This is a genomic window from Pseudoduganella sp. GW821-FHT11H04, from assembly GCF_058807935.1.
On the sequence record NZ_JBXARE010000004.1, the window covers coordinates 26,144 to 51,551 of the forward strand.

Consider the following 25,408-nt stretch of genomic DNA (forward strand, 5'->3'; position numbering starts at 1 on the left):
AATGCTGAGCAAACAGCGTTAAGCAACGCACCAATGTCAGATTGCGGCAACACAGTTCAAAGGAAAACCATGCCAACCATAGATCCGCGCGTCGACGAGTACATCGCCAAATCGGCAGAATTCGCCCGGCCCATCCTGACGCACCTGCGTGAAGTGATCCACGCGGCTTGTCCGGAAGTAAAGGAAACCATCAAGTGGAGCATGCCCAACTTTGACTACCACGGCATCATATGCAATTTCGCCGCCTTCAAGCAGCATTGCGCCTTCGGCTTCTGGAAAGCGGAATTGCTGCTGGCCGATGAGGATGACAAGGGCAAGGAAGCGATGGGCCAGTTCGGCCGCATTACATCGGTGAAGGAATTGCCTTCAAAGAAAGTGCTGACGGCTTATGTGAAAAAGGCGATGAAGCTGAACGAGGCCGGGGTAAAGGTGGCGAAGCCCAAGGCGGCGCCGCGCGAACTGGTGGTGCCTGACTATTTCATCGCGGCGCTGGAAGAGAATCCGGCCGCGTATGAGGTGTTCAATAAATTCTCCACCAGCGCCAAGCGCGAATACTGCGACTGGCTGACCGAGGCCAAGACCGAGGCCACGCGCGACAAGCGCATGGCCCAGGCGGTCGAGTGGATTGCCGAGGGCAAGAAGCGGAACTGGAAGTACGAGAACTGCTGAACCTTCCGCTTAAGGCATCACCATCAGCTGCAGGCCGGAGGCGGTGCCCGGTGCGTGGTAGACGCGCTGGGTGGCCTTCACAAAGTCTTCCGGCTTGGCCTGCGGGATGTTGGTGAAGGTCTGCGGGTTCAGGTCAACGAGCGGGAACCAGCTGCTCTGTACCTGCACCATGATGCGGTGGCCGCGGCGGAAGGTATGCTGCACGTCGCCCAGCTGGTAGCTTAAGGGCTCCACTTTTCCAGGTACGAAAGGCTCCGGCTTCTCGAAGCTGTTGCGGAACTTGCCGCGCAGCGGATTACCGCGCACCAGCTGCTGGTAGCCGCCCATTTTCACGGTCGGCACGTCCGCGTCCTTGTGTTCCTCCTTATCCTGCGGGAAGTCGGCCGGGTAGACGTCGATCAGCTTGACCACGAAGTCGCTGTCGGTGCCGCTGGTGGAGACGAACAGCTTGGGCGTCACCGGGCCGGCAATCGTTACGTCATCCTCCAGCACCTCGCTCTGGTACACCAGCACGTCCGGGCGGGACGAGGCAAAGCGCTGGTCGGACACCATATATTCACGCGGCACGCCGGTGGCCGGGTAGCCGATGTAGGGCACCGGCTTGCGCGGGTCGCTCACGTATTCGTCAAAGGCGTTGCCGGCGGCTGGCTGGCTCCAGACCAGGGTGCCGTTTGGTCCCAGGTAAAGCATCCTGGCCCTGGCCTGTACCGGCGGCCATGCCGTGTACTGGCGCCAGACATTGGTGCCGGTTTCGAACGTGTTGACGGCGGCAATCGCCTGCGCCGGTTTCACACCCTTCAGCTGTTCCTCGAAGAAGGGGAACAGCAGCTTCTTGTTGAAATGCTCGCTGGTCTTGCTGTCGAATTTCACATGGCCGAGGCGCTTGCCTTCGCCGCCAGCCCAGCCGCCGTGCGACCATGGGCCGATCACCAGGCCGTTGAAATTGCCCTGGTTGTTCTTGCCGATGGAGTGGTAGATGGAAAACGGCCCGGCAGGGTCTTCCGCATCGAACCATCCGCCCACGGTGAGCACCGCGGCCTTCACGTTCTTCATATGCGGCGCCAGGTTGCGCGTTTTCCAGAACTCGTCGTAGGTGTCGTGCACGATGGTCGGCTTGAGGTAGGCCTGCTGCTTGGGCTCCAGTTCGGCCATCATGTTCGACAGCGTCAGGCGCTTGAGGAAGTAGTCGTAGCCGCTGGTGGTGCCGTAGTCGAATTCGCCCCAGGTTTTCGGCAGCGGGGTCGGGTTCTTTTCTTCCGTGAAGGAGGAGTAGAAGTCGAAGTTCGCCGCGAGCATGAAGGCGCCGCCATGGTAGGAATCGTCGCCCATGAACAGGTCGGTGACCGGCGCCTGCGGCGAGGCGGCCTTGATCGCCGGGTGCGAGTCGATGATGCTGGCTGCGGTGTAGAAGCCGGGGTAGCTGATGCCGTAGATGCCGACCTTGCCGTTGTTGTTGGCCACGTGCTTGAGCAGCCAGTCGACGGTGTCGTGCATGTCGCGGCTTTCGTTGCCTTCGCCCGGCTCCAGCGCGGTCTTGGCGTGCGGGGTCATCTCCTGCCATTTGCCTTCGGACATATAGCGGCCGCGCACGTCCTGCTTGACGAAGATGTAGCCGGCTTCGCTGAATTCCGCCGATGGGCCGAGGCGGCGCGGGAAGAAGTCGACGCCGTATTGCAGCTTGCCGTCGGTGGTCACGCCGGCGCTGTAGGGTGTGCGTTCGATCAGGAAGGGGTAGGCCTTGTTGCCATCCTTGGGCACATAGACGGCCGTGAACAGGCGCACGCCATCGCGCATGGGGATGCGGAATTCGTACTTGGTGTAGGAGGAGCGCAGGTCCGGTTTCTCATCAGGCGCCGCGTGGGCGGCGCCTGCAAAGGCCAGTGCGAGGGAAAGGGTGAGTGGGGTCAGTCGCTTAATCATTTTTCCTTACTTTTTAGATCTTTCCTGGTCGAAGGCGTGCTTTCGCTTCGTACAGCCGCAGGTTGGCCAGCTTGCTCGCATAGATGGCGGTTTCGCCGCGCGTGGTGCTGCTCAGCATGGCCAGGCCCATATGCTTGTCGGCCTCTTTCAGGTCGCCCAGTTCAAAGGCGGCCTTGGCCAGCCAGAAGTGGAACTCGTGGTAGTAGGGCGCCCGCTGCACTTCGCGTACGAACATCGAACGCGCCTTGCGGTAGTCGCCGACAGACATGGCCTGCTGGCCAATATTGAAGAAGTAGAACGGTGGGTAGGGCTCCAGGCGCGCCAGCTCGGATTTGAGCTTGTCCGCTTCTTCCTTGTGTCCTAACGAACCGGCCACTTCGGACATATTGAACAGGATGACGGTGTTGAGCGGGTCATACTGGTTTGCAAAGCGCAGCGTGCGGTAGGCCAGGTCCATGTCGCCATGGTGCTGGTAGATCGTGGCGAGCGTGTTGTAGGCCAGCAGGTAGGCGGGGTCCTGGTCGATGGCGGCGCGCGCCCACCAGTAAGCCTCGTCCAGTTTGCCCTCGACCATGGTTTCCGCCGCGCGATTGTTCATATACATAGCAACGATGCGGCGTTCCGAAATGACTTCGGTCGGCATTTTCTCGGCATCGGGCGGCGGCAGGAAGTCGATGGTCACCGCTTGCGCGCGGTCGAATATATTCAGGGCGTCGAAATTGCTCTTGCCCAGCACCAGGTTGACGTGGCCGCTGCTGAAGTACAGCGAACCTGAACGGCTCCAGGTGTCCTGGCTGGTGATGCGCTGGTATTGGACTTCGAGCCCAAGTTCGTGCGCGAAGGCGGCGGTCATGAGCACCAGCGACATGCAGTTGCCGGAGCGGGCGGCGAAAGCTTCCGAGGCCGTGCGCGTCATTTCGGCATCGTAGTCAAGGCGCAGCTGGCCGCTTTTGTACAGGGCGTCATACAGCGCGTCGTAACGCGCCTTGTGATTGCTGTTGGTGTCCTGCCGCATTTTGGCGGCAAAGGCCAGCATCTCCGGCGTCATCGCAAACACCTGATTCGCTGTCAGGATATTGCCCGGTTTGACGAAGCTCGTATCGGTAAACAGCGTGCGTTCCGGAGCCATAAGCGCCGGCGGCGTGCTGGCGCAACCGGCCAGCAGGACCGAAAAAATCAATATTGACAGTAGTTTCATGGTGGTGTCTCCTACCCTTATGAAACTAGTATGTGCGTGTACTAGGGGGCTGTCAATTCGACCGCAATATCCTCGATCCCCAGGGTCGCCAGGGCATCGCGCAAGTCGTTGATCTCCACTTCCACATCGTCGCCCACGTCGAGGCGGCGGTCGGCATGGGCCAGCTCGCCGGCGGCGCCAAACAGCTGCACGCCGAGGGCCATATCTTCTTCGGTCTCCACCAGGGTGATGACGGCGCGGGCAGCGCTTTCAGTGTCCAGGGCGGCGCCGAATTCGGCCATCATGGCCAGCATCCAGTGCTCGGACTTGCCTTGCTGCAGGGCGCCGTAGAACAGGTCTTGGTACTGGAAGTTCAGGCGCAGCGAAGCGGCGCGGTCGGCGTTGGCCAGGCAGCGCTGCACCAGCGGCGCGGCGGACACGGTCCAGTCCTGGTAGCGCTGCATGCGCGCTTCGAACCAGGCGTCTTGTTTTTTGCCGGCGGGCGGCATGGTGTAGAAGGGATCTTCCACGCGCTTGAGGGCGAAACCGAGCAGGAAACGCAGCTCGACCGCTTCATCGCCGGCGCCAAAGGCGGACGGCTGCCAGCCGGCGATGCTGCGCAGCAGGGCAGGGGCTTCGACGACTTTCTTGTCCATCATCGCGGCTGCCGCTTCGTGCACCATGGCGTTCAGCTGGCTGGCGCTGATGCGCTCCATTTCGGCCAGGTCGTAGGCGTGCTGCACCAGCACCACCTTGGCTTTCGGGCCTTCCAGGCCGGCGCTGGTGAAGCTGTCGAGCAGGGCGGCATACGCTTCTTCGTCCAGGAAGCCTTCCGCCTCGCGCAGGCCGCCCTTGCTTTGCACGAACACGGGGATGGCGAAGGCGTTGATTTCCATTTCCGGACCTTCGCCCTTGCGCAGCACGACGGTGCCGGCATCTTCTTCAACGGCTTCCTTCAGCAGGCGGTAGGCGTCGACGTCCTCGCCGCGCGCCAGTTCAATGGCTCCGTACAGCACGGCGTCCTTGCCCTGGCGCAGGTAGCGGCGCACGGCGTGGCGCAGCTCATCGTCCTGCGACAGCGCGAGGCTGCACAGTTGCTGGCTCAGGACTTCTTCTTTGTCGGCGGGGGGAGTATTCGGCTTGCGTGGTGCTGGGCGCTTGTTGTTAGTCTTTGGCATGCGGCTCAGTGTTCAATGTGGAAGGTTTCGTGAAGTTCGTCCAGCAGGTCGGCGGATTCGTCCTCGTTCATGCCGAGGTGGCGGCAGGCAGCCTCGCCGCCTTTTTTCCATTCCAGCGATGCGCTGTTGCCGTGGTAGCGTTGGATGGCGCGTTCGGCCAGCACGGCGCCGGCCACCAGGGAACGGATCGCGTCGTCGGTGGCGTCGTCGCCCAGCACTGCGTAATCGTGGTGGTGCAGGATAGCCCAGGATACGTCCGGCGACAGGCCCCAGTTGCGCGCCAGCAGGCAGCCGATGGCGGCGTGGTTGGTGGTGTGGCGGGCGTCTTCGATCTCGGTGAACTTGCGGGTGGCGGCGCCGTTGCAGATTTCCAGCGTCTGGCCGTAGTCCTCAAAGCGCGCCATCAGGATAGGGATGCCGATGTCGCAGAACAGGCCGAAGGTGTGGGCGATATCGGGCGGGGCCAGGCGCAGCTTGCGCGAAATGAAGACCAGGGCCTGGGCGCGACAGGACGACACTTCCCAAAACTGGTTCAGGGCCGGGTTGTTGGCGCCCACGGCTTCGCGCGCCAGGATGCCGGTCAGCATGGCGGCGCACTGGTTAATGCCGAGGAAATTGATCGCCTGTTCGACCGATTTGGCCTTGCGCGTCGCCCCGTAGAAGGGCGAATTGGCCAGTTTCAGCAGGGCGCCCGACATGCCGACGTCGTTGCCGATGATGCGCGCGATGGCGCGCGGCGACGGGTCGTCCTGCGCCAATTCGCGCTGCAGGTCGACCAGCAGGCTGGGACGCGGCGGGATGCGGATAGAGCGCAACAGTGCGTCTTCTGCGGTCGTGTTTTGGGCCGGGAGCCGGGCTGCTGCTGTTGTCATTTTGCTTCGGGATTGTTCTGCTGGGAGTGCCCCGACATTATCGCCTGTTTTCGGGGCCCGGCCGGGGGCACGAATGAGTTTTTTTTCATGCTTAAATGGCAGCATTGCTACAATCCGTAGCATGTCTTCCCACATTTTGGCCGATATCGATTTCAGCGCCCCTTCGCCGCAAGTGGCGCGCCGCCTGATTGGCGCCACGGTGCTCGTCAATGGCGTAGGCGGGCGCATTGTCGAGGTGGAGGCATACGACCGCGAAGATCCGGCTTCGCACAGCTTTTCCGGCAAGACAGCGCGCAATTTCGCCATGTTCGGGCCGCCCGCCCATGTCTATGTTTACCTGTCGCACGGCATCCACTGGTGCATGAACTTTGTCTGCCGCGAGGAGGGGCATGGGGCCGGGGTGCTGATCCGCGCCATCGAGCCGCTGGCCGGGATTGAGGAAATGCAGGCGCGGCGCGGCATGGAGGATGTGCGCCTGCTGTGCTCCGGGCCGGGAAGGCTGGCGCAGGCGCTGGGCGTCACCCGCGAAAATAATGCGATGGCGCTTGATGCGCCGCCGTTCGAACTATTGCCGCGCAAGGGGCGGGTACAGGTTGTCGTCGGGCCGCGCATCGGGATTTCAAAGGCGGTGGACGTGCCCTGGCGTTTCGGCCTGGCGGGCTCGCCGTTTGTTAGCCGCCCATTCCGTTAAACCCATAGGCGCGCGCATCGGGCTGTCGGGTGAGCGCCGGTCGCCCGCACCGTCGTCAATTGCGCCTTCCTCGCCAAGTTCAAACACCGCCACCGCTTGCGCCAGTTCGCCCGCCTGATCCTGCAGGCTGGCCGCCGCCGCTGCGGCTTGCTCGACCAGCGCGGCATTCTGCTGCGTGACATCGTCAATCTGCCCGACTGCCTGGTTCACTTCCGTAATCCCGCGCGCCTGCTCCGCGCTGGCATCGCTGATACGCTTGATGATGCTCCCCACCTGCCGCACCGAGGCCAGGATATCGCCCATGCTGCCGCCCGCCACGCCAACCGAGGCCGCGCCGCTGTCGATCGTTGTCACCGAAGCATTGATCAAGGCCTTGATCTCATGCGCCGCCGTGCCGCTGCGCTGCGCCAAAGTCCGCACCTCCGCTGCGACCACGGCGAACCCGCGCCCCTGCTCGCCGGCGCGCGCCGCCTCCACCGCCGCATTCAAAGCCAGGATATTGGTCTGGAACGCAATCCCGTCGATTACCCCGATAATCTCGACGATCTTGCGCGAGGAAGAACGGATCGCTTCCATGGTCTGCACCGCGTCGGATACCGCTGCCCCGCCGCGCGCCGCAAGCTCGTTGGCATTGGCCGCCAGTTCGCAAGCTTCGCGCGCATGTTCCGCATTGCTGCGCACCGCCGCGGCGAGACCGTCCACTGCGCTCGCCGTTTCTTCCAGCGAACTGGCCTGCAACTCGGTACGCGCCGATAGATCCAGATTCCCCGTTGCGATCTCGCGTGAAGCCAGGTCGATCTGCTGCACCGCGCCGCGGATCGAACGAATGGTGCCGTTCAGCTGCGCCACGCTGCCATCCAGCGCCCGCGCCGTATCGGCAATTTCGTCGCGCCCGCGCGGGGCAGGGCGGGGCGCCAACCGGCCCGCCGCCAGGCTGCGCACCCCATCGCCGATGGATTGGATATCGCGCACCAGCGCACGCCGCACCAGCATCGACACCGCCAGCGAGCACGCGACCGACAGCAACAGCAATCCCGCCATTGCCATCTCCAGCAGGCGGAACTCCTGGTGTGCCGCTGCATATGCAGCTTCGCTGAGCGACTTCTCCAGCGCCGCAAGCTGCGTCAACTGCACATCCAGCGCCGCAAACTGGCGCTCCGCCTTGGCCATGGCATTGGTCGCGATGGACTGGTCCACCTGCGCCAGCTCGATGGTCTCCTGCACCGCCTTCTGGTAAGTGGCCATGGCCTGCTGCGAGCCCGCCAGCAAACCGCGTTCATCTGTCTCCGCCGCGCCGGCCAGCTGCAGCAAGCGCGAGCCGACGGCGCCATGCCGGTTGCGGATCTGCGCCGTCAGCGCATCGAGCCGCGCCTGCGCAAAGCTGCCGTTGATCCAGGCCAGCAGCTGGTAGATATTGGCGTGCGCCATGCGCGCCTCGCCCGCCACATCGGCCACAGCCTGCAGCCGCGCCGCGCGCAGCTGCACCAGGTTTTCCATTGAAGCGTTCTGCCGCACCATGCCGAACCAGGCGCATGCCGCTGTCGCCAGCAGCAGCGCCAATACCACGCCCGGCGCCAGCAAAAGCTTGGGTCCAATCCGCAGTCGGTTCAGCATGGCGGCCTCCTACTTTTTGTAGATGCCTGCTTCCAGCACCGCGTCGCCGACGCGCTGGATGTAGGTGGTTTTCGGTTCGATCTTGCCGTTGGTCGGATTCTTGTACATGTAGTCGACCCAGCCCTTGCCCTTCTTGGCCGCCAGTTCGATGATCTCGCGGCGGTACTTCTTGCCGCTGGCGTCCGGCACGTCGGTCAGGTCCTTGCCGACGATGGTGGGGTTGACCGGATGCGCCAGCACGATGCCGCTTTGCAGATCGCGGATGTCGACATACAGGGAACCCTGTAGGAATTCAGGATCCCTGGCCGAGATCTTTTCTATGAACTTGTCCTTGCCATGCTGCTTGATGAAGGCGGCGCCTTTTTCCACCATAGCGATAGCGTCTTTTTCGGTCGGCTCATTGGCGTGGGCTGCCGCCATGGCAAGGACGATGATTGGTGCGGACAGGATGCGTTTCATGCCGGGCTCCTTGGGTGAGGTGAAGCCCAACTTTACGTCTGCACACCTGGTCGGGAATTGCGCAAACGCAAGCTCGTAGGATTTTTCCGGCAAAGTATTGAGGTACGGCAATAGGCGCTTTCTTAAGCGGGCCATCATGAAGTCTTAGCCCACCCACAGGAGTACGCCATGACCGCCGACGCCCTGCCCAAGTTCAAGCCCTACACCCGCCAGACCATCCGCCAGGCGCCCCAGTGGGCGCTGCTGACGCCGGAACAGCAGGAGACGGTACAGGTGATTTCGCATGTGCTGCCTTTCCGCACCAACCAGTACGTGCTGGAGCAGCTGATCGAATGGAACAATATTCCGGACGATCCGATTTACCGGCTGGTATTCCCGCATCGCGACATGCTGCCGGCGCACGAATACTGGCAGCTGCGCGACCTGGTGCTGGTGAAGCAGGACGAGGCTGCGGCGCAGCAGCTGGTGCGCCAGATCCGCCAGCGCATGAATCCGCATCCGGCTGGGCAGATGACGCACAACGTGCCGCGCGTGAACGATGCTCCCCTGAAGGGCTTACAGCACAAATACAAAGAGACAGTTCTGTTTTTCCCCAGCGCGGGCCAGACTTGCCACGCTTACTGCACCTTCTGCTTCCGCTGGCCGCAGTTTGTAGGCATGGACGATATGAAATTCGATGCGCGAGAAACGACGGAGCTGGTGGAGTACCTGAAAACCCACAAGGACGTGACGGACGTGCTGATCACCGGCGGCGATCCGATGATCATGAATACGCGCTCGATGGAGGAGATCATCACGCCCTTGCTGGCGCCGGAGCTGGAACATATCCAGAACATCCGCATCGGCACCAAGTCGGTGTCTTACTGGCCGCAACGCTATGTGAGCGATCGCGACGCCGACGAATTGCTGCGCCTCTTCGAGCGCGTAGTCGCTTCGGGCAAGAATATGGCGATCATGGGGCATTACAACCATGCGGTGGAACTACGGCAGGAGGTGGCGCAGCAGGCCGTCAAGCGGATCGTCGGCACGGGGGCGACCTTGCGCATGCAGGGACCTTTGATCCGGCATATCAACGAGGACCCGGCCAGCTGGGCGGAGCTGTGGCGCACCGGGGTGCGGTTGGGAGCTATTCCGTACTACATGTTTGTGGAGCGCGATACGGGCCCGCGCGAGTACTTCCAGTTGCCGCTGGCGCGTGCGCATGAAGTGTTCCAGCAGGCCTACCAGATGGTATCCGGCCTGGCGCGCACGGTGCGCGGGCCTTCCATGAGCGCCTTCCCAGGCAAAGTAGTCATCGATGGCGTGGCGCAGATCGGCGGGGAGAAGGTGTTTGCGCTGCAGTTTCTCCAGGCGCGCAATGCGGATTGGGTGCGCAAGCCGTTTTATGCGAAGTACGATCCAGCGGCGACCTGGTTTGACCAGTTGCGGCCGGCGTTTGGGCGGGAGAAGTTCTTCTTCGAAGAGGACGAGCCGCACGAATCGCCGGTGCCGCTGCCGGTGCTTTCGCGCCGCGTGATCCCGCTGGTGGCGTGAAGGGCATGCGATGCGCTCGCCCGCCATCGTTGCTGCGCCCGCGTGCTGGTGGCGCGGGCGGGAGCGGGTGCCCGGCACCTTGTCCGGACCCGCCACGCTGTTCCTGGTCTTCATCCCTTATGCGCTGGGGCACTATGTCTCCTGGCTGCTGCGCAGCGTGAACGCCATGCTTGCGCCGCAGCTTGTGGCGCAAGCGAACCTGACGCCGGCGCAACTGGGCATGTTGACGAGCACTTACTTCCTCGCCTTTGCCGCAGCCCAGCTTCCGGTTGGCATCGCGCTCGATCGCTATGGGCCGCGGCGCGTGCAGTTCGTGCTGCTGCTGGTGGCTGCATTGGGCACACTGGCCTTCGCGGGAAGCGGCGATTTCACAGGCCTGGCGATCGCGCGGGCGCTGATGGGGTTCGGGCTGGCGGCCTCCTTCATGTCCGCCATCAAGGCCCTGACCACCTGGCTGCCGCCGCACAAGGCGCCGTCCGTGCAGGGCTATCTGATCGCAGCGGGCGGCCTGGGCGCCGCCACTTCCACCTTGCCCGTGCGGCTGGCGCTGCACCATATGAGCTGGCAATGGCTGATGATCTGGCTCGCCTGCGCGTGTGTCGCCGTCGCGCTGTTGATCCTCCTGCTCGCCCCGACGCCGCCAGCCGCGCCCCCGCGCCCATTTTCGCGCAGCGTCCTGGTAGAAACCTTCACCCATCCCGTGTTCCGCGAAACGGCAATGCTGGTGCTGGTCCCGCACACCGTCTTCTTTGGGGTGCAAGGGCTGTGGATCGCGCGCTGGCTGGCCGACGTGCCAGGCTACGGCGAGCAAGCAATCGCCTGGCTGCTTTACCTCGGCATGGCCGCCGTGATATTCGGCTCGATCGGTGTCGGCATGCTGACCGAATGGGCGGCGAAGCGCGGCTGGCGTACGCTGGACGTCGCAGCAGCCGGCGTGCTGCTGTTCGTGCTTCTGCAATGCGTTTTCGTCTCGGGCTGGCGGCCGGCGCAGCAAATGATTCCGGTGCTTTTCATGCTGGTGGGCTGCGTCACCGGCATGGAATATTCCATCGTTGTGCAAGCCATGCCGCCAGCATTGACGGGGCGCGCTTCGACTTGCCTGAATCTCCTCATCTTCGTCGGCGCGTTCGCGGTGCAGGCTGGATTCGGGCAGGTGATCGGTTTGTGGAATCCATCGCCGCTTGGCCTTTACCCTGCCATCGCCTACCAATGCGCCTTCGCTTTGCTGGTGCTGATTCAGTTGCCGGGCCTGTGCCGCTACCTGCTCCGACGCTTCCGGTAAAATATCGCCTTCAACAAGAAGGAAGATGAAATGAAACTGGTTCGTTACGGCCGCATAGGCAAAGAAAAACCTGGCCTGGTCGATGAATTTGGCAAGTTGCGCGACCTGTCCGCGCATGTGAGCGACTTTTCGGGCGCCAACCTGTCCGATAAGGTGCTGCGCAAACTGGCGAAAATCGATCCCGAAACGCTGCCTGTGGTGCGCGGCAATCCTCGCATGGGCGTGCCGGTTGCCAAAGTGGGCAAGTTCATTGGCATTGGCTTGAATTACGCCGACCATGCCAAGGAAGCCGGACTGCCGATTCCGAAAGAGCCGATCATCTTCATGAAGGCCATCACCTGCCTGTCCGGCGCGGACGATCCGATCATGCTGCCGAAGGGCTCCAAGAAGACCGATTGGGAAGTGGAGCTGGGCGTGGTGATCGGCACCCGTGCTCGCAATGTCAGCGAGGAAGACGCTGAAAAGTACATCGCCGGCTACTGCGTGGTGAACGACGTGTCCGAGCGCGAGTTCCAGCTGGAGAACGGCGGCACCTGGGATAAGGGCAAGGGTTGCGATACCTTCGGCCCGGTCGGCCCGTGGCTGGTGACGCGCGATGAGGTGTGGGATCTGGATAAGCTGGATCTTTATCTGGAGGTGAATGACAAGCGCATGCAGACTGGCTGCACCGAGACCATGATTTTCAAGGTGCCGCAGCTGGTGGCTTATATTTCACGCTTCATGACGCTGGAGCCGGGGGATATCATCGCCACCGGCACGCCGCCGGGTGTGGGGCTGGCCAGGAAGCGTTTCCTGAAGAAGGGCGATTTTGTACGCCTTGGTATTGCTGGCCTGGGCGAACAGCAGCAGGATGTGATCGGGTACCAGGAATTCTAAACCCGGTAAACCTGGGTCGGACCCTTGGGTCTGACCCAGATTTACCGGGGTTAGGCAGGCCGTACGCGCAGCAACGCCCGCTCCAACCCATCCGCCAACCTCCCCACAATCTGCTGCAAATCCGCCTCCGTCGCAATAAACGGCGGCGCAAGCAGCACATGATCCCCCCGCCGGCCATCGATAGTTCCCCCCATCGGGTACACCATCAGCCCGCACTCCATGCAGGCCTCCTTCACCACCGCATGTAGCCGTAGATCCGGATCAAACGGCCGCTTCCCCTCGCGCTCCTGCACTAGCTCCAACGCTAGCAGCATGCCGCGCCCCCGAATATCCCCCACATGTGGATGCATGGCAAACGCCTCCCGCAGCATGCGCTTGAACGCCGCACCGCGCACGGTGACCGCTCCGAGCAAGGAATCACGCCGTATCACCTTCTGCACCGCCAGCGCCGCCGCAGCAGCCACCGGATGCCCAACATACGTGTGCCCATGCTGGAAAACCCCGCTGCCCGAGCGCAGCCGCTGCACGATATGGTCGCGCGCCATCACGGCGCCAATCGGCTGATAGCCAGCGCCCAAGCCCTTGCCCAGCGCGACGATGTCCGGCACCACCCCCTCTTGCTCAATCGCATACAGCGTACCGGTGCGTCCCATGCCGCACATCACTTCGTCGGCGATCATCAGGATGCCGTACTTGTCGCACAGCGCCCGAACGCCTTTGAAATAGCCTGGAGTGGGCGGCACCGCGCCACTGGTCGCACCCACCACCGTCTCCGCGCAAAAGCCGATCACATGCTGCGGTCCCAGGTCGATGATCTTTGCTTCCAGTTCCTGCAGCAGGTTGTCGGTGTATTCGTGTACGTCCTGGCCGGGACGGCGCTCGCGGTACTCAAAGCAAGGCGACACTCGCGCCACGTCCATCAGCATCGGCTCGAAGTGGCGGCGCCGGTATTCGTTGCCACCCAAGGCCAGCGCGCCAAGCGTATTGCCATGGTAGCTTTGGCGGCGAGCGATGAACACGCGCCGCTCGGTTTCCCCTCCTTCGACGAAATACTGGCGCGCCAGCTTGAGCGCCGCCTCGACAGCTTCCGAACCGCCGGACACCAGGTAGGCAAAATTCAGGTCGCCCGGCGCATCATGCGCCAGCCGCTCGCCCAGCTCCTCGGCTACCTCGGTTGTGAAAAAGGAGGTGTGCGCATAGGCCGCCACTTTGAGCTGCGATTGCATCGCCGCCAGCACGTCCGGATGGCTATGCCCGAGCGAAGAAACGGCGGCACCGCCGCTGGCATCGAGATAGGTGTTGCCATCCTTGTCACGCACATGCATGCCGAAAGCGCAGACGGCGACTGGCGGCGTGCGGCGCAGGTCGCGGTGGATCAGGTGGGTCATGGCGGCTCCTCGCAGGGTTGGTCGTCCAAGGACATTAGCGCGCGCACCGCTGCGGCGTTTTGATTTTTGTCCTGTACTGTGCGACCATTTGTGGCTATGAATGAACGCTTAGGACCAATCCCTTCAGCCGACATGACAGCCGAGCAGCGCGCCGCCGCGCAGGCCGTCATCGATGGCCCGCGCGGCGCCCTGTATGGCCCCTTCGTGCCGTTGCTGCACAGCCCTGAATTGATGGCCTGCACGCAGCGCCTCGGCGAATACCTGCGCTACCGCAGCGCCATTGGCACACGCTTGACTGAACTGGCCATCCTGGTCACGGCGCGCCATTGGGACCAGCAAGTCGAATGGGCCATCCACGCACCCATCGCGGCCGAAGCCGGGGTGCCGCAGCAAGTGATCGATGCGATCGCCGCACGCATGGCGCCGAGCGGCATGGCGCCTGACGAGCAGGCAGTCTACGACTTCTGCCACGAACTGCACACAACGAAGCAGGTGAGTGACGCCACCTGGGCCGCAGCCGCGCTGCAGTTCGGCGACAAGGGCGTGACGGACCTGATGGGCATCAATGGCTACTACACCTTGCTCGCCATGGTCATGAACGGCGCGCGCTCGGCGGTGCCGCCCTCGACCGTGCCGCCCTTGCCTGCCTAGTGTTCCCTGGCAGCAGGTGGTCTTCTTCCGGATAAGTCCAACGCTCGTCTTGGTTCGCATGGTCATGCGCCGTGCGCTGCGCACCTGAAATCTTTGTGGCGGAAATGGCACAGCCTGATGACGAATCGACACTGGTTGAATAATGGCTTTGAAATTGTTATCGATAACTGCTATCTTTATGGTTATCGATAACACGGCCCCATCCGGGGACCGAAAACCAGGTGGAGACAATGAAGAAACTTGATCTGAATCGGGGGCGGTTCGCCATCCCGGCACCGCAGTTCGCTTTGGCCGTCGTGGCCAGCGCCGGATTACTTACCGTTAGTGCAGCCCTTGCGCAGGAGGCCGTCCCGCCGGCCCAAACCAAACCGGCCCCAAAAGAAGATTCGCCAACCGTGATTGTTACCGGCACCGTTGGCAAGGCTGAAGCGCGGGCCGCCAACGTCGCCTATTCTGTGATCGACGCCAAGGACATGGGCAAGTTCACCCCGCTGAGTGCCGACGATATGCTGCGCGACATGCCAGGCGTGATGGTAGAAACCAATGAAGGCGTGGTCCGCAACGAAGCCTATACCCGCGGCATGTCGGTCGGTACCGGCAGCCCCACGACGGCCAATTTCTGGGCCAGCTACCTGGAAGACGGCCTACCGATCATTCCCGTTAAATGGAACAATTTCCAGGACGGGAATTTCCTGCGCAACGACCTTACCGTCAGCCGCGTTGAAGCGATCCGCGGCGGCTCCTCCGGCACCTCGGTGGGCTCCTCGGCAGGCGCCGTCTTCAACTTCCTGCCTGGGGCGATCAAGAATGGATCGAGTATCCAGACCAGGCTTGGCGTGGAAGGCGAAGACCCGCACCTGTCCTGGAAAGAAGTGGACTTCCTGCACGGCTGGCGCAACGAAACGGGCGACCTGCGTGCCAACATCGGCGGTTTCTACCGGCGCTCGACTGGCGCAGTCGATCCCGGCTATCCACTCAACAAGGGCGGGCAAGTCAAGGCTCGCCTGGAAAAGAGCTACGAAACGGACAGCGGCGGCAGCGGCACCCTCGCCCTGACCGTCAAGCACCTGGATGACATGAACTCGTGGAATGGCCAGTTCACTATGCCATCCCACGGCTACGGCAACCCTGACCCTGCGCCGGGCTTCGTGCGTGGCGGGAATATGTACATGCAAGGCGGCCAGCACACGGTACGCACCGACGTCGTCGATGGCCCGGGTAGCACAAAGTATCACGACCCTACCAAAGGCGCCAACTACAAGCAGGATGCCATCTGGGCGAAATGGGACCATGAGACCGGCGGCCCATGGAGCTTCAATTCGGCGGTCAAATATGCGAAGAGCCAGTCCTTCCTGCAGCAGGCCTTCTACAACGCCGGCCCGGCTTCGCTGTGGAACGTCAGTGCCTTCCAGGATCCGTATCTCGTCAACCAGGGCGTCGGCGCCGGAGTGACGTCCAACCTGAACCGCCGCGCCGGCTATTACGAACTGTATGACATGAAGACGGGCGCGGTCCGTGCGCGCATTTCCAATAACGTCGGCAAGTCCAACGGCATCAATTACCGAACCGGTTTGCCTTGCGCTGCTGGTAGCGCAACCAGTCCGGCGCAATGCGTGACCTACACCAACCTGCCGAATGCGAATTTCGACCTGGGGGGCGGCCTGGTGAACGGCATCCAGGTGCCGGCATCGACCAACCCCGCCAACCAGGACCTGGTCTACATCACCAACTCGAACCTGGGCAACCGCGTCTCGCGCGACCTCATGCTCAACTTCATGGCCACCTACACGGGTTCCAATTACAAGTTGCAGGCCGGCCTCTTTGCCTCGCAGTCCGACCAGCACCAGGACACCTGGTTCAATGGCCGCGGCCTGTCGGCTTTCGAAAGCGGCAACGTCAGCAACCTGGGCGCGCGCTATGTGACGGGCGGGAATATCTACCAGCTGACCGACGAAGGCGGCTGGGGCCGCGAGGGCGGCGGCTATGTCGACGGCGGCTTCACGGCGTTCAGCTATCGCGACCGCCAGCGCGACATCCAGCCGATCCTGGGCGCTTCCTGGTCGCCAGGCAAGTGGGACCTGAATGCTTCCTACAAGGGCACGCTGACCAAGGCGTCCACCTACACCGTCCCTTACACAACGACGCCACAGGCAACCGGCGCCAACTCGCTGAGCTATGGCGGCCTCGATGGCGACCCGCTGACCTGGTACGACAACCAGAATTATGTGCGTGCCACGCCGGTGGAAGCGCACAAGCGCGTGTACCTGAAGAACTACAGCGCTTCGCTGGGTTACAACGTCACGCCGTTGGACAAGGTCTATTACCGCCACAGTATGGCCGGTAATAACATCACCGGCATTCTCAACCGCTACCAGACGCAGTTCAATGCGGATAACAAGCCCCTGTTCCCGCAGGTCGACTTGAAGCAGGATGAAATGTCGTATGTGTTCGACCACGGTTCGATCAGCGGCCAGGTCACCGCCTTCCGTACCGAGATGCTGGAATGGATCCAGCAAACCCCGCTGAATACTGATGGCACGACCTACGTGGTGGAATACCTGAACCATTATCTGACCAAGGGCCTGGAAGCCGGAATCAAGTGGCGCCCAATCCGCAGCTTCACCTGGAACAGCAACGCCCTGTACTCGAAAGGTAAGGCGCTCGCGGTTGGCAGTTTCTCGGCCGGCAGCCCCGGCCCGCAGGATGATGTGTTGACCACCGTAGCCGGCCTGATGGCACGGACGCCGAAGTGGGTGTTGTCGAATACCTTCTCCTACGAGTTCGGTGATTTCCAGTTCAATTTGCGCCATCGTTATACCCATGTCCGCAAGCTGGACAGCAATCCGGCCAACACGAACTACCTGCCGAAACAGCGCAACCTGGACATGTCGGTGATGTGGGCCGGCATCAAGAACCTGCGCATCTCGCTCGATGTCCGCAATGTGCTGAACAATAAGTACATCAGCTCCTACGACACGATGGTGCCAACCGTTACTGGCGTCAGCAAGAGCGACATCATGGCGCAGTTGCCGAATTCGGCGTCGTGGGTGGTGATGAATCCGCCGCGTTCCTACTGGCTGACCGCGCGTTACGACTTCTGATGTGAGGTGCAATATGCCTAAAGCCCGACACCTTTGGTTGGCAGCCTGGCTGGCATTGTTGCTGCCATTCCAGGTGTCGGGCGCGGAATATCAATGGTCGGCCACCGTCGATGAAATAGTCTCCAGCGAGACCGGGGATCATCCGCGTGCATTTCTTTGGATTCCGCCAGCCTGCCAGCGCGTGCGGGCGGTGGTGATCGGCCAGCACAATATGCAGGAGGAGCCAATCCTTGAGCACCCCCTCTTCCGCAAGACAATGGCGCAGCTGTGTTTTGCGGAAGTTTGGGTGACGCCAGCGATGGGATCCAACCATTTCCGCTTTGATCGCGACGCGGGAGCGATGCTTGACCGCTTGCTGCAAGAACTCGCAGGCAAGTCAGGCTACGCTGAACTGGCGCAAGCACCCCTGGCGCCAATCGGTCATTCTGCGATGGCATCGTTTGGATGGGATATGGCAGCGTGGGCGCCTGCGCGCGTACTGGCCGTGATATCGACCAGCGGAATGTGGCCCTATTTCATCGACAATAACGCCGACCGCAGTCCGGATTGGGGGGAGCGCACCGTTGACGGCGTACCAGGCCTGGTGGTGAAGGGGGAGTATGAAGTAGCGGGCAATATGCGGGACGGATGGTATGCAAACCAGAAGGGCGATCAGCTGGAAGCGCATCCCGGGACCGCGCTCACGCACGTGATCGAGCCTGGGGGCGGGCATTTCGAAGTATCCGACGAGCGCGTGGCATTGATGGCCCTTTTCCTTCGTAAAGCCGCACAATATCGCTTGTCACGCAGCGCAACGGCAGACGGCAAAACAACCTTGCGGCCAATCGATCCCCGGCGCAGCGGCTGGCTCTACGACGGCTGGCAGCTTGATACTGCGCCTGCCGCCCGAGCGGCGGCCGTCGCGTCATATCGTGGGCCGCGCAAAGATGCCTACTGGGCATTCGATGGCGAAATGGCCCACGCCGTTGAAGTCCTGCAGGCGCGCTTCCGGCACCAACCGACTGTCCTGGTCGGCTATCGGCAGCGGGACGGTCTTACCGCTCCCCGTCCGGATCATGCGATGGTTCACCTCAAGTTCGAACCCCAGGACGATGGCCTGAGCTTCAGGTTGGCGGGTGGTTTCTGGGACCGGGTGCCAGGCGACGGCAAGTTTGACCCATCCACAGGGACGGAAGGCGTTGGCGGCTGGGGTAATATGCTGGCCGAAGGCAAGCGCGCGGTGCAGGCGGGCGAAGCAATCGCACACCCCGATGAGGCGCAAGCGGCGCGCCTGCGTATCGCCCGCATATGCGGGCCGGTGATCCAGGCCGGCCCCGATACCTACTCGATCCGCTTTTACCGGATGGGCATGAACAACAAAAAACGTTCAAACGACATCTGGTTTTCCCTGACCTGGCCGGGTGACGGAACCTACAAGCAGATGGTCCAGCAGGCGCAGCTCCGCTTCCCCATGAATAACACTGAAGGGCAAGCGCAGGAAATCAGCTTCGACCCCATCGCGCCCCAGCGAGCTGGTAAGGCAATGGCGCCGATCCTCCTGAAGGCGAAATCCAGCGCCGATGCTCCTGTCCACTTCTACGTGCGCGAAGGCCCGGCTGAGGTGGACGATGACGGCGTGTTGCACTTCACCGAGCTGCCGAGGCGCAGCAAATTCCCGATCACGGTGACGGTCGTCGCCTGGCAATGGGGGCGCTCGCTTGAACCCCGGCTGCAATCGGCGGTGCCGGTCGAGCGCCAGTTCCTGATCAATGGGCCTTGAAGTTTCAGACGCCTATCCATGCGCTGCGGCGCCGCTTCCCGATTGAAGCTTGTGTGCGCGGGCTAACGGAAGCCCGGCACTTCGCGCGGCACACTGCTTGGCGGACCCCTTTCGGGAGCAAACCATGCCTGACCGCCGAAGTTTCCTGCAGTCTGCGTTGGCCGCCGTAGGCGCCACGCAAGTTCCCGCCGCCATGGCAGCCAAGCCGCAAGCCGCACCAGGCCATTTCGCGCCTGCCGCGCCGGCCCAGCCGGTGCGCCTCAATATCAATGGCCGCGATTACAACCTGTCGCTGGAGCCGCGTGTCACCTTGCTCGATGCCTTGCGTGAGCATATCGGCCTGCCAGGGACGAAGAAAGGCTGCGACCGGGGCCAGTGCGGCGCCTGCACCGTGCTGGTGGACGGCCGTCGCATCAATTCCTGCCTGACGCTGGCCGTCATGCACGAGGGCGAGCACATAACTACTATCGAAGGCCTGGCGCAGGGCGAGACCTTATCGCCGATGCAGCAAGCCTTCCTCGATCATGACGCTTTCCAGTGTGGCTATTGCACGCCGGGCCAGATTTGCTCGGCCACGGCGCTGCTGGAAGAAGTGCGGGCCGACGGCGCCGGTTTCACCGACGACGAAATCCGCGAGCGCATGAGCGGCAATATCTGTCGCTGCGGCGCCTATCCCAACATCGTCGCCGCCATCCGCGAAGTGGCGCTGCGGCGCGGCTAAGGGGACGCCATGCAATCCATTTACTACCAACGTGCCCGCGACGCGGCGGACGCACTGCGCCTGGCGCAGCAGGATGGCGCGCGCTTCATTGGCGGCGGCACCAACCTGCTGGACTTGATGAAGGGCGATATCGAGCACCCGCTGCGATTGGTCGACATCACCCATGCGGGCCTGGACCGCATCGACGAACTGCCCGGTGGCGGCTTGCGTATCGGCGCCGGCGTGCGGAATGCCGATGCGGCGCGCCATGCCCTCGTACGCGAGCGTTATCCCTTGCTGTCGCAGGCCATGCTGTCCGGCGCCTCGGCCCAGTTGCGCAATATGGCGACCATGGGCGGAAACCTGATGCAGAGAACCCGCTGCCCTTACTTCACCGATACAGCCTTCAGCCATTGCAACAAGCGCGAACCAGGTTCGGGCTGCGATGCGCGGCAGGGCCACCAGCGCATGCACGCCATCCTTGGCGCCAGCCAAACCTGTGTGGCGGTTAATCCATCGGACATGAGCGTAGCGCTGGCGGCGCTGGACGCCGTGGTCCTGCTGCGCGGACCGCAGGGCGGGCGCGAAGTGGCGCTGGCTGATTTCCACCGCCTGCCGGGCGATACACCGCAGCACGACACGATGTTGCAGCCGGGTGAACTGATCGTCGCGATCGATTTGCCGCCATCCGTTATGGCGCGCCACAGCCATTACCTCAAGCTGCGCGACCGAGCCAGCTATGCCTTTGCGCTGGTTTCGGTTGCCGCCGCGCTGGACATGGATGGCCACACCGTGCGCGACGCGCGCCTTGCCCTTGGCGGCGTGGCGCACAAGCCGTGGCGGCGCCGTGAAGCGGAAACCCTGCTGCAAGGGCGTCCGCTCGATGAAGCGCAATGCCGCGCCGCCGCGCAACGATTGCTGGATGGTGCGCAGCCGCTGGAAGGAAACCGCTTCAAGGTAGAACTGGCGCAGCGCGCCATCGTGCGCGCGCTTCAGATCGCAGGGGAGGGTGCATGAACCAGATCGGACAAGCAGTCGTTCGCACCGATGGCCGCCAGAAGGTCACCGGAACAGCCACCTTCTCGGCCGAACACGCCCTGCCGCGCATGGCGCACGCCGTGATGGTGCAGAGCACGATCGCCCGGGGGCATATCGCAAGCATCGACACGGCGCGCGCCACCGCCATGCGCGGCGTGCTGGCCGTGATCACCCACAAGAACGCGCAACGCCTGCCGCGCGAAAAGCCCGGCGGCGAAGAACAGAAACCGCCGCCGCCCAGGCTGAACCTGCTGCAAGACGACGAGGTCAAATACAACGGCCAGCCGATTGCCGTCGTTGTCGCCGAAACACTGGAGCAGGCACAGGATGCTGCCCGCGCCATCAAGGTGCGCTATGCGCCGCAGCCGGCGCGATTGGACTTCCACGCGGCCAAGCTGCGCAAGCCGAAAGAACAGCCGGACCGTCCCATGCAGACTTCGCGCGGCGACGTGCAGGCCGGCCTGGCCCAGGCTAGCCAGCGCGTCGATGCGCTCTACACCACGCCGGTCGAGAACCACAATCCGATGGAGCCGCACGCCACTATCGCCGCCTGGGAAGGTGACCAGCTCACGCTGTATGACGCTACGCAGAACATCTCCGGTGTGAAAAAAAATTCGGCTCGGGCGCTCGGCATCGCACCGGAAAAGGTAAGGGTGGTTTCGCCTTTTGTCGGCGGCGGTTTTGGCTGCAAAGGCAATATGTGGTCGCACGTTGTGCTGGCCGCGATGGCGGCGCGCGTTGCGGGCCGCCTGGTCAAGCTGGTGCTGGAGCGTACACAGATGTTTGCGCCGGTTGGCGCCAGGCCGATGACAGAGCAGCGCTTCCGCGTTGGCGCCAATGCGCAAGGCCGCTTGACGGCCGTGGTGCACGACACCATTTCGCACACCGCAACGCAGGACGACTTCACGGAGCCATGCAGCTCTCCCACGCGTATCCTGTATTCCAGCGACAGCCTGCAAACGACCCAGCAGCTGGCGACCCTCGACGTGGGCGTGCCGACCTATATGCGGGCGCCGGGCGAGGCAAGCGGCAGCTTCGCCCTGGAATGCGCCATCGACGAAATGGCGTACGCGTTGAACATGGACCCGGTCGCGCTGCGCTTGCAGAACTATGCGGAGCAAGACCCGGAAAAGAACATTCCCTTCTCGGCCAAGCAGCTGCGCGAGTGCTACAAGGTGGCTGCAGAACGCTTTGGCTGGGCCAAGCGCACTGCGGCGCCGCGCTCGATGCGCGCCGGCCGCTCGCTGGTGGGCTGGGGCATGGCTACCGCGACCTACCCGGCCAACCGCATGCCGGCCAAAGCCTCGGCCAGCATCGCGCCGGATGGTACGGCCCTGGTACGAAGCGGCTCGCACGATATCGGCACCGGCACTTACACCGTCATGACCCAGGTGGCGGCCGATGCACTGGGGCTGACGCTGGCAAAAGTGCGCTTTGAATTAGGCGATACGACGATGCCGGAGGCGCCCGTCTCCGGCGGCTCGATGACGGCAGCCAGCGTCGGTCCCGCCGTGCACCGTGCCTGCACGGCTGCGCGTGACAAACTCGTAGCGATGGCCGTGGCCGACCAGGCTTCGCCTCTGCACGGTTTCAACGTCTCGGAAGTTGAGGCGGCAGGCGGCTGGCTGCGCCTGCGGACCAGGCCTGAACGCGGCGAGCCGATGGCGGCAGTAATCGCCCGTTACGGCGGCCAGGCGGTAAGCGCCGACGGCGAGGCCAAACCCGGCGAAGAGAAGAAGCAGTTCTCCATGCATTCCTTCGGTGCCGTGTTCGTTGAAGTGCACGTTGACCCGGACCTTTGCACGGTGCGCGTGCCGCGCATAGTCGCCTGCTACGACGTAGGTACGGTGCTGAACGCGAAGACCGCGCGCAGCCAGTTCATGGGCGGCATTGTCTGGGGCCTCGGCATGGCGCTGATGGAGAAGACGGAGATGGACTGGCGCTACGGCCGTGCGGCCAACGCCAACTTGGCCGACTATCACGTGCCGGTGAATGCCGATATCGGCGATATCGACATCGTGGCGCTTCCGGGCAACGACACTCATTTCAACGAGCTGGGTGCGCGGGGCATCGGCGAGATCGGCATCGTCGGCGTGGCCGCCGCGGTGGCCAACGCGGTCTATCACGCCACAGGCAAACGGGTGCGCGACCTGCCGCTTACTTTGGATAAGATTGTTTAAATGTTCCCTTGAAAAATAGTCGCGGACACTCCTCATAGGCGAAAACCTTGATTCTCGAAAGATGTGTGATGACTAAAGTCGCGGAAAGAACTTCCCGTCGCACGCAATTCCAGCTGAATTGGCGATTCGCGTCCTTGGTGACGCCAGTTGTCTGCATGTCCGTCAAAGTATTGCGCAGACGTTCAACTGCGGTGAAGTTAAGTTGACACTCCCGCGCCAAGACCTTCTTTAATGCCTGAACCTTGCGTACGTCAGCTGCATTGCGGCGTCGAATTTCGAGGAGCTCCTTCGCCACGAAAATCAGAATCGCGATGTACGCAGTTGCCGGGAAAAATTGAGAGAGACTGGGAAGCCCAGATAGAACATCGCTAAAAAATTTCATCATGGCACGAGTATACGCAACAATCTCGCGAACTGCAGCGCTGAGTTGACCGATCGGAACTTCGAAAAATTGCTGTCACCAGATCAGAAGTTGATGTCTTTAGCGTTCATTTTTCCGTAGTCATCGATCGAAGCCTTGGCTTTGCCGAACCTTGTCTGCGAGTATTGCGCAGCAACCGCGGACAAGATGCGCGCTACCCGTTCGCTATTTGCCGCTTAGGCCGAACTACGTATTGAATAAGCGTTCTTCGACGATGGCGGCGCAATGATCCACAAATTTCTTTTTCTCTTCACGCGCATTCTCGAAAATATTCTGGAGCGCCTGGTTCATCCTGCGGTGATGGTCGCCGCGACTTAACATTTGCGCTGAGATAAATCTCAACTTCGAGTCACGGAACTGACCAATCGTCATGACGGTAACTACTCCTGTCGCGCCAGGAAACGGGAACCTCAGGTTTTCGCCATTGGTGCCAGCATCCACGTTGGTAAAGAGCACATGTCGCTCACCGTCGGTGACGTTGGGGCATGGGACCGACAATGCGCCGAAATCTGTTTGATAGCTATATACCTCACCGAAGCTGAAACCATGCTTGATGATGTTTTGACCGTTCTTCGGCGGGTCGTATTCGTACAGCTCGCCAGTCGAGTATGCATGGTGACCGAAATTGAGGCTTTTGTAGACCTCAGGGAAAAATGCTTTCAAGGCGAATCGCTGGATATCTATCTTGTCATGAGCGTCCAGTTCGGACTCACCTCGGATCACATCAAGGAGAAGTTGCCGACGGCGCTCGTTGATACTAAGCGATTTGAGTTTCTGGTTGAACTGCTCCGTTTCAATCGTCTGTAGAAGTTCCATCGGATCGGTCCAGATTTTCGGCGGAGTGCGTTCGCTGCTCGAGTTGTCCATTGCGCCTCGCATGTTTGGAAGATACTCAGTATAGTAATTCTTTTATGCAACTTGTTGCTAGGCGCTCAGTCCTTGTGAATTTGTAACTTTATATTTGAAAGGGAGTTCTTCTGGGTACTATTATCAATCGACTGCTGATAATCCTGCTTGCTTTCACGTCTCAGTGTTTGCCTGCCGTCAGCTTTGCAGCTGAGTTTTCAGATGGTTACGGAGGCGTTCCTGCTCTGCGTGTGATCTCAGCAACGGGCCGTCAAAACATCCTTGTTGGCTCACTGCACGTGGGGCATGAGAGATTGATACAGCCGGACCCAGGCAAAATCAAAGGCATGCGGCGTTTGGTATTTGAGCATTTTATTTCAGCTCCCCGCCACAAGGATGAGCCAAATGAGAATGGAAAACTGTCGCCATGGGCTTTGAACCTGAGGCCGGATCAGCTTACGGTTTTGCGAGACCGAGCTCGCTGCATCACCTCTGCGGAGGGTTTCAAAAAGGCGTTGTATTCGCAAAGTGCGGAAAGCATGTCCATGTTCGCCTCTGTTCGTTGTCCACCTGTTGCTCTCATGTCGCGGGAGATGATTTTTGCTGCTTCTTCAGTCAAATCGGGATGGAAAATTGATTTCCTGGAGTCTCCACAAGAAATTGCAAGAGCAAGGGATGCTGTGCCCGAACGTCTTTACGAAGTTGCTCTGCGCAGAGCCTTGGGCACTGATTTAGACAGAATTTACGATCATATTGTGTCGGCACTGAACGTCGGTGATTACGATTCAGTACTCAAAGCGATCGATGCGGCGTTTGATAGTGAAGCAGAGGTCAGGCTCCACAATGAGATTAAGATTTTCCAGCGTAACCGTTTGTGGTTACCACGACTCCAGAAAGTTCTGGATGAAGGCGGAGCCGTTATCGTAGTTGGAGCCGCACACCTTCCAGGGGATGCTGGGCTGATTGCCCAGTTGCGAAAAGCTGGCTACACAGTGACGCCCATCAAATTGCCGCCGCGGTCCAGCTAATTTAATCTAGGCTGAAAAGCCCAAT

21 protein-coding genes are annotated in these 25,408 nt (G+C 61.7%); 12 read left to right on the forward strand and 9 right to left on the reverse strand.

Annotation, left to right across the window (positions count from 1 at the left end; translation table 11 throughout):
- Positions 1-69: 69 nt before the first annotated feature.
- Positions 70-669, forward strand: coding sequence for a YdeI/OmpD-associated family protein (locus AC1RTP_RS10330; protein ID WP_498607216.1), 600 nt, complete (start codon positions 70-72; stop codon positions 667-669).
- Between the two features lie 9 nt (positions 670-678).
- Here AC1RTP_RS10330 and AC1RTP_RS10335 read toward each other — a convergent pair whose 3' ends face one another.
- From AC1RTP_RS10335 to AC1RTP_RS10350, 4 genes are read right to left on the reverse strand one after another with little or no spacing between them, the layout of a single operon-like run.
- The gene (locus AC1RTP_RS10335; protein ID WP_498607218.1) at positions 679-2,589 is read right to left on the reverse strand and encodes a CocE/NonD family hydrolase; all 1,911 of its coding nucleotides are present in this window, start codon (positions 2,587-2,589) and stop codon (positions 679-681) included.
- A 13-nt stretch (positions 2,590-2,602) separates the two neighbouring features.
- On the reverse strand, positions 2,603-3,787 hold the full coding sequence (locus AC1RTP_RS10340) for a tetratricopeptide repeat protein (protein ID WP_498607220.1): 1,185 nt from the start codon (positions 3,785-3,787) through the stop codon (positions 2,603-2,605).
- Positions 3,788-3,828: 41 nt separating this feature from the next.
- Positions 3,829-4,944 carry a hypothetical protein gene (locus AC1RTP_RS10345; protein ID WP_498607222.1) on the reverse strand — a complete coding sequence of 372 codons (1,116 nt, stop codon included), beginning with the start codon at positions 4,942-4,944 and terminating at the stop codon, positions 3,829-3,831.
- 5 nt (positions 4,945-4,949) lie between these two features.
- Positions 4,950-5,816, reverse strand: a complete 867-nt coding sequence (locus AC1RTP_RS10350) for an HDOD domain-containing protein (RefSeq protein WP_498607223.1) — start codon at positions 5,814-5,816, stop codon at positions 4,950-4,952.
- A gap of 121 nt (positions 5,817-5,937) precedes the next feature.
- Between AC1RTP_RS10350 and AC1RTP_RS10355 the strand changes: the two genes are divergently transcribed.
- On the forward strand, positions 5,938-6,507 hold the full coding sequence (locus tag AC1RTP_RS10355) for a DNA-3-methyladenine glycosylase (protein WP_498607225.1): 570 nt from the start codon (positions 5,938-5,940) through the stop codon (positions 6,505-6,507).
- On the opposite strand, the gene AC1RTP_RS10360 is transcribed toward AC1RTP_RS10355, so the two are convergent.
- The gene (locus AC1RTP_RS10360) at positions 6,436-8,121 is read right to left on the reverse strand and encodes a methyl-accepting chemotaxis protein (protein ID WP_498607227.1); all 1,686 of its coding nucleotides are present in this window, start codon (positions 8,119-8,121) and stop codon (positions 6,436-6,438) included. The two genes, AC1RTP_RS10355 and AC1RTP_RS10360, sit on opposite strands and share 72 nt — an antisense overlap.
- 9 nt (positions 8,122-8,130) lie before the next feature.
- Positions 8,131-8,580 carry a cache domain-containing protein gene (locus tag AC1RTP_RS10365; protein ID WP_498607229.1) on the reverse strand — a complete coding sequence of 150 codons (450 nt, stop codon included), beginning with the start codon at positions 8,578-8,580 and terminating at the stop codon, positions 8,131-8,133.
- A gap of 168 nt (positions 8,581-8,748) precedes the next feature.
- Here AC1RTP_RS10365 and AC1RTP_RS10370 point away from each other — a divergent pair, with 168 nt between their 5' ends.
- From AC1RTP_RS10370 to AC1RTP_RS10380, 3 genes are read left to right on the forward strand one after another with little or no spacing between them, the layout of a single operon-like run.
- On the forward strand, positions 8,749-10,113 hold the full coding sequence (locus AC1RTP_RS10370; protein WP_498607231.1) for a KamA family radical SAM protein: 1,365 nt from the start codon (positions 8,749-8,751) through the stop codon (positions 10,111-10,113).
- Positions 10,114-10,123: 10 nt separating this feature from the next.
- Positions 10,124-11,395: an MFS transporter gene (locus tag AC1RTP_RS10375; protein ID WP_498607233.1), complete on the forward strand. Its 1,272-nt coding sequence runs from the start codon at positions 10,124-10,126 to the stop codon at positions 11,393-11,395.
- A gap of 30 nt (positions 11,396-11,425) precedes the next feature.
- Positions 11,426-12,271: a fumarylacetoacetate hydrolase family protein gene (locus AC1RTP_RS10380; protein WP_498607234.1), complete on the forward strand. Its 846-nt coding sequence runs from the start codon at positions 11,426-11,428 to the stop codon at positions 12,269-12,271.
- Between the two features lie 50 nt (positions 12,272-12,321).
- On the opposite strand, the gene AC1RTP_RS10385 is transcribed toward AC1RTP_RS10380, so the two are convergent.
- On the reverse strand, positions 12,322-13,659 hold the full coding sequence (locus AC1RTP_RS10385) for an aspartate aminotransferase family protein (RefSeq protein WP_498607236.1): 1,338 nt from the start codon (positions 13,657-13,659) through the stop codon (positions 12,322-12,324).
- Positions 13,660-13,755: 96 nt separating this feature from the next.
- On the opposite strand from AC1RTP_RS10385, the gene AC1RTP_RS10390 reads away from it, so the two are divergent.
- The 6 genes from AC1RTP_RS10390 to AC1RTP_RS10415 all read left to right on the forward strand — a co-directional run bounded on the left by AC1RTP_RS10390 (position 13,756) and on the right by AC1RTP_RS10415 (position 23,088).
- Positions 13,756-14,310, forward strand: a complete 555-nt coding sequence (locus tag AC1RTP_RS10390) for a carboxymuconolactone decarboxylase family protein (RefSeq protein WP_498607238.1) — start codon at positions 13,756-13,758, stop codon at positions 14,308-14,310.
- 230 nt (positions 14,311-14,540) lie between these two features.
- A complete protein-coding gene (locus AC1RTP_RS10395; RefSeq protein WP_498607239.1) occupies positions 14,541-17,411 on the forward strand; it encodes a TonB-dependent receptor plug domain-containing protein in 2,871 nt (956 codons plus the stop codon).
- A 13-nt stretch (positions 17,412-17,424) separates the two neighbouring features.
- Entirely contained in the window at positions 17,425-19,170 is a 1,746-nt protein-coding gene (locus AC1RTP_RS10400; protein ID WP_498607241.1) for a hypothetical protein, read from the forward strand.
- A 124-nt stretch (positions 19,171-19,294) separates the two neighbouring features.
- Positions 19,295-19,891: a (2Fe-2S)-binding protein gene (locus AC1RTP_RS10405; protein ID WP_498607243.1), complete on the forward strand. Its 597-nt coding sequence runs from the start codon at positions 19,295-19,297 to the stop codon at positions 19,889-19,891.
- Between the two features lie 9 nt (positions 19,892-19,900).
- On the forward strand, positions 19,901-20,887 hold the full coding sequence (locus AC1RTP_RS10410) for an FAD binding domain-containing protein (protein ID WP_498607245.1): 987 nt from the start codon (positions 19,901-19,903) through the stop codon (positions 20,885-20,887).
- A complete protein-coding gene (locus AC1RTP_RS10415) occupies positions 20,884-23,088 on the forward strand; it encodes a xanthine dehydrogenase family protein molybdopterin-binding subunit (protein WP_498607247.1) in 2,205 nt (734 codons plus the stop codon). Before AC1RTP_RS10410 ends, AC1RTP_RS10415 begins: the two co-directional genes overlap by 4 nt.
- On the opposite strand, the gene AC1RTP_RS10420 is transcribed toward AC1RTP_RS10415, so the two are convergent.
- Positions 23,066-23,473, reverse strand: a complete 408-nt coding sequence (locus AC1RTP_RS10420; protein ID WP_498607248.1) for a hypothetical protein — start codon at positions 23,471-23,473, stop codon at positions 23,066-23,068. The genes AC1RTP_RS10415 and AC1RTP_RS10420 overlap by 23 nt on opposite strands.
- 222 nt (positions 23,474-23,695) lie before the next feature.
- Positions 23,696-24,376 carry a BrnT family toxin gene (locus tag AC1RTP_RS10425; RefSeq protein ID WP_498607250.1) on the reverse strand — a complete coding sequence of 227 codons (681 nt, stop codon included), beginning with the start codon at positions 24,374-24,376 and terminating at the stop codon, positions 23,696-23,698.
- A gap of 167 nt (positions 24,377-24,543) precedes the next feature.
- Between AC1RTP_RS10425 and AC1RTP_RS10430 the strand changes: the two genes are divergently transcribed.
- Positions 24,544-25,383, forward strand: a complete 840-nt coding sequence (locus tag AC1RTP_RS10430; protein ID WP_498607251.1) for a TraB/GumN family protein — start codon at positions 24,544-24,546, stop codon at positions 25,381-25,383.
- The last annotated feature ends 25 nt before the right edge of the window (positions 25,384-25,408 follow it).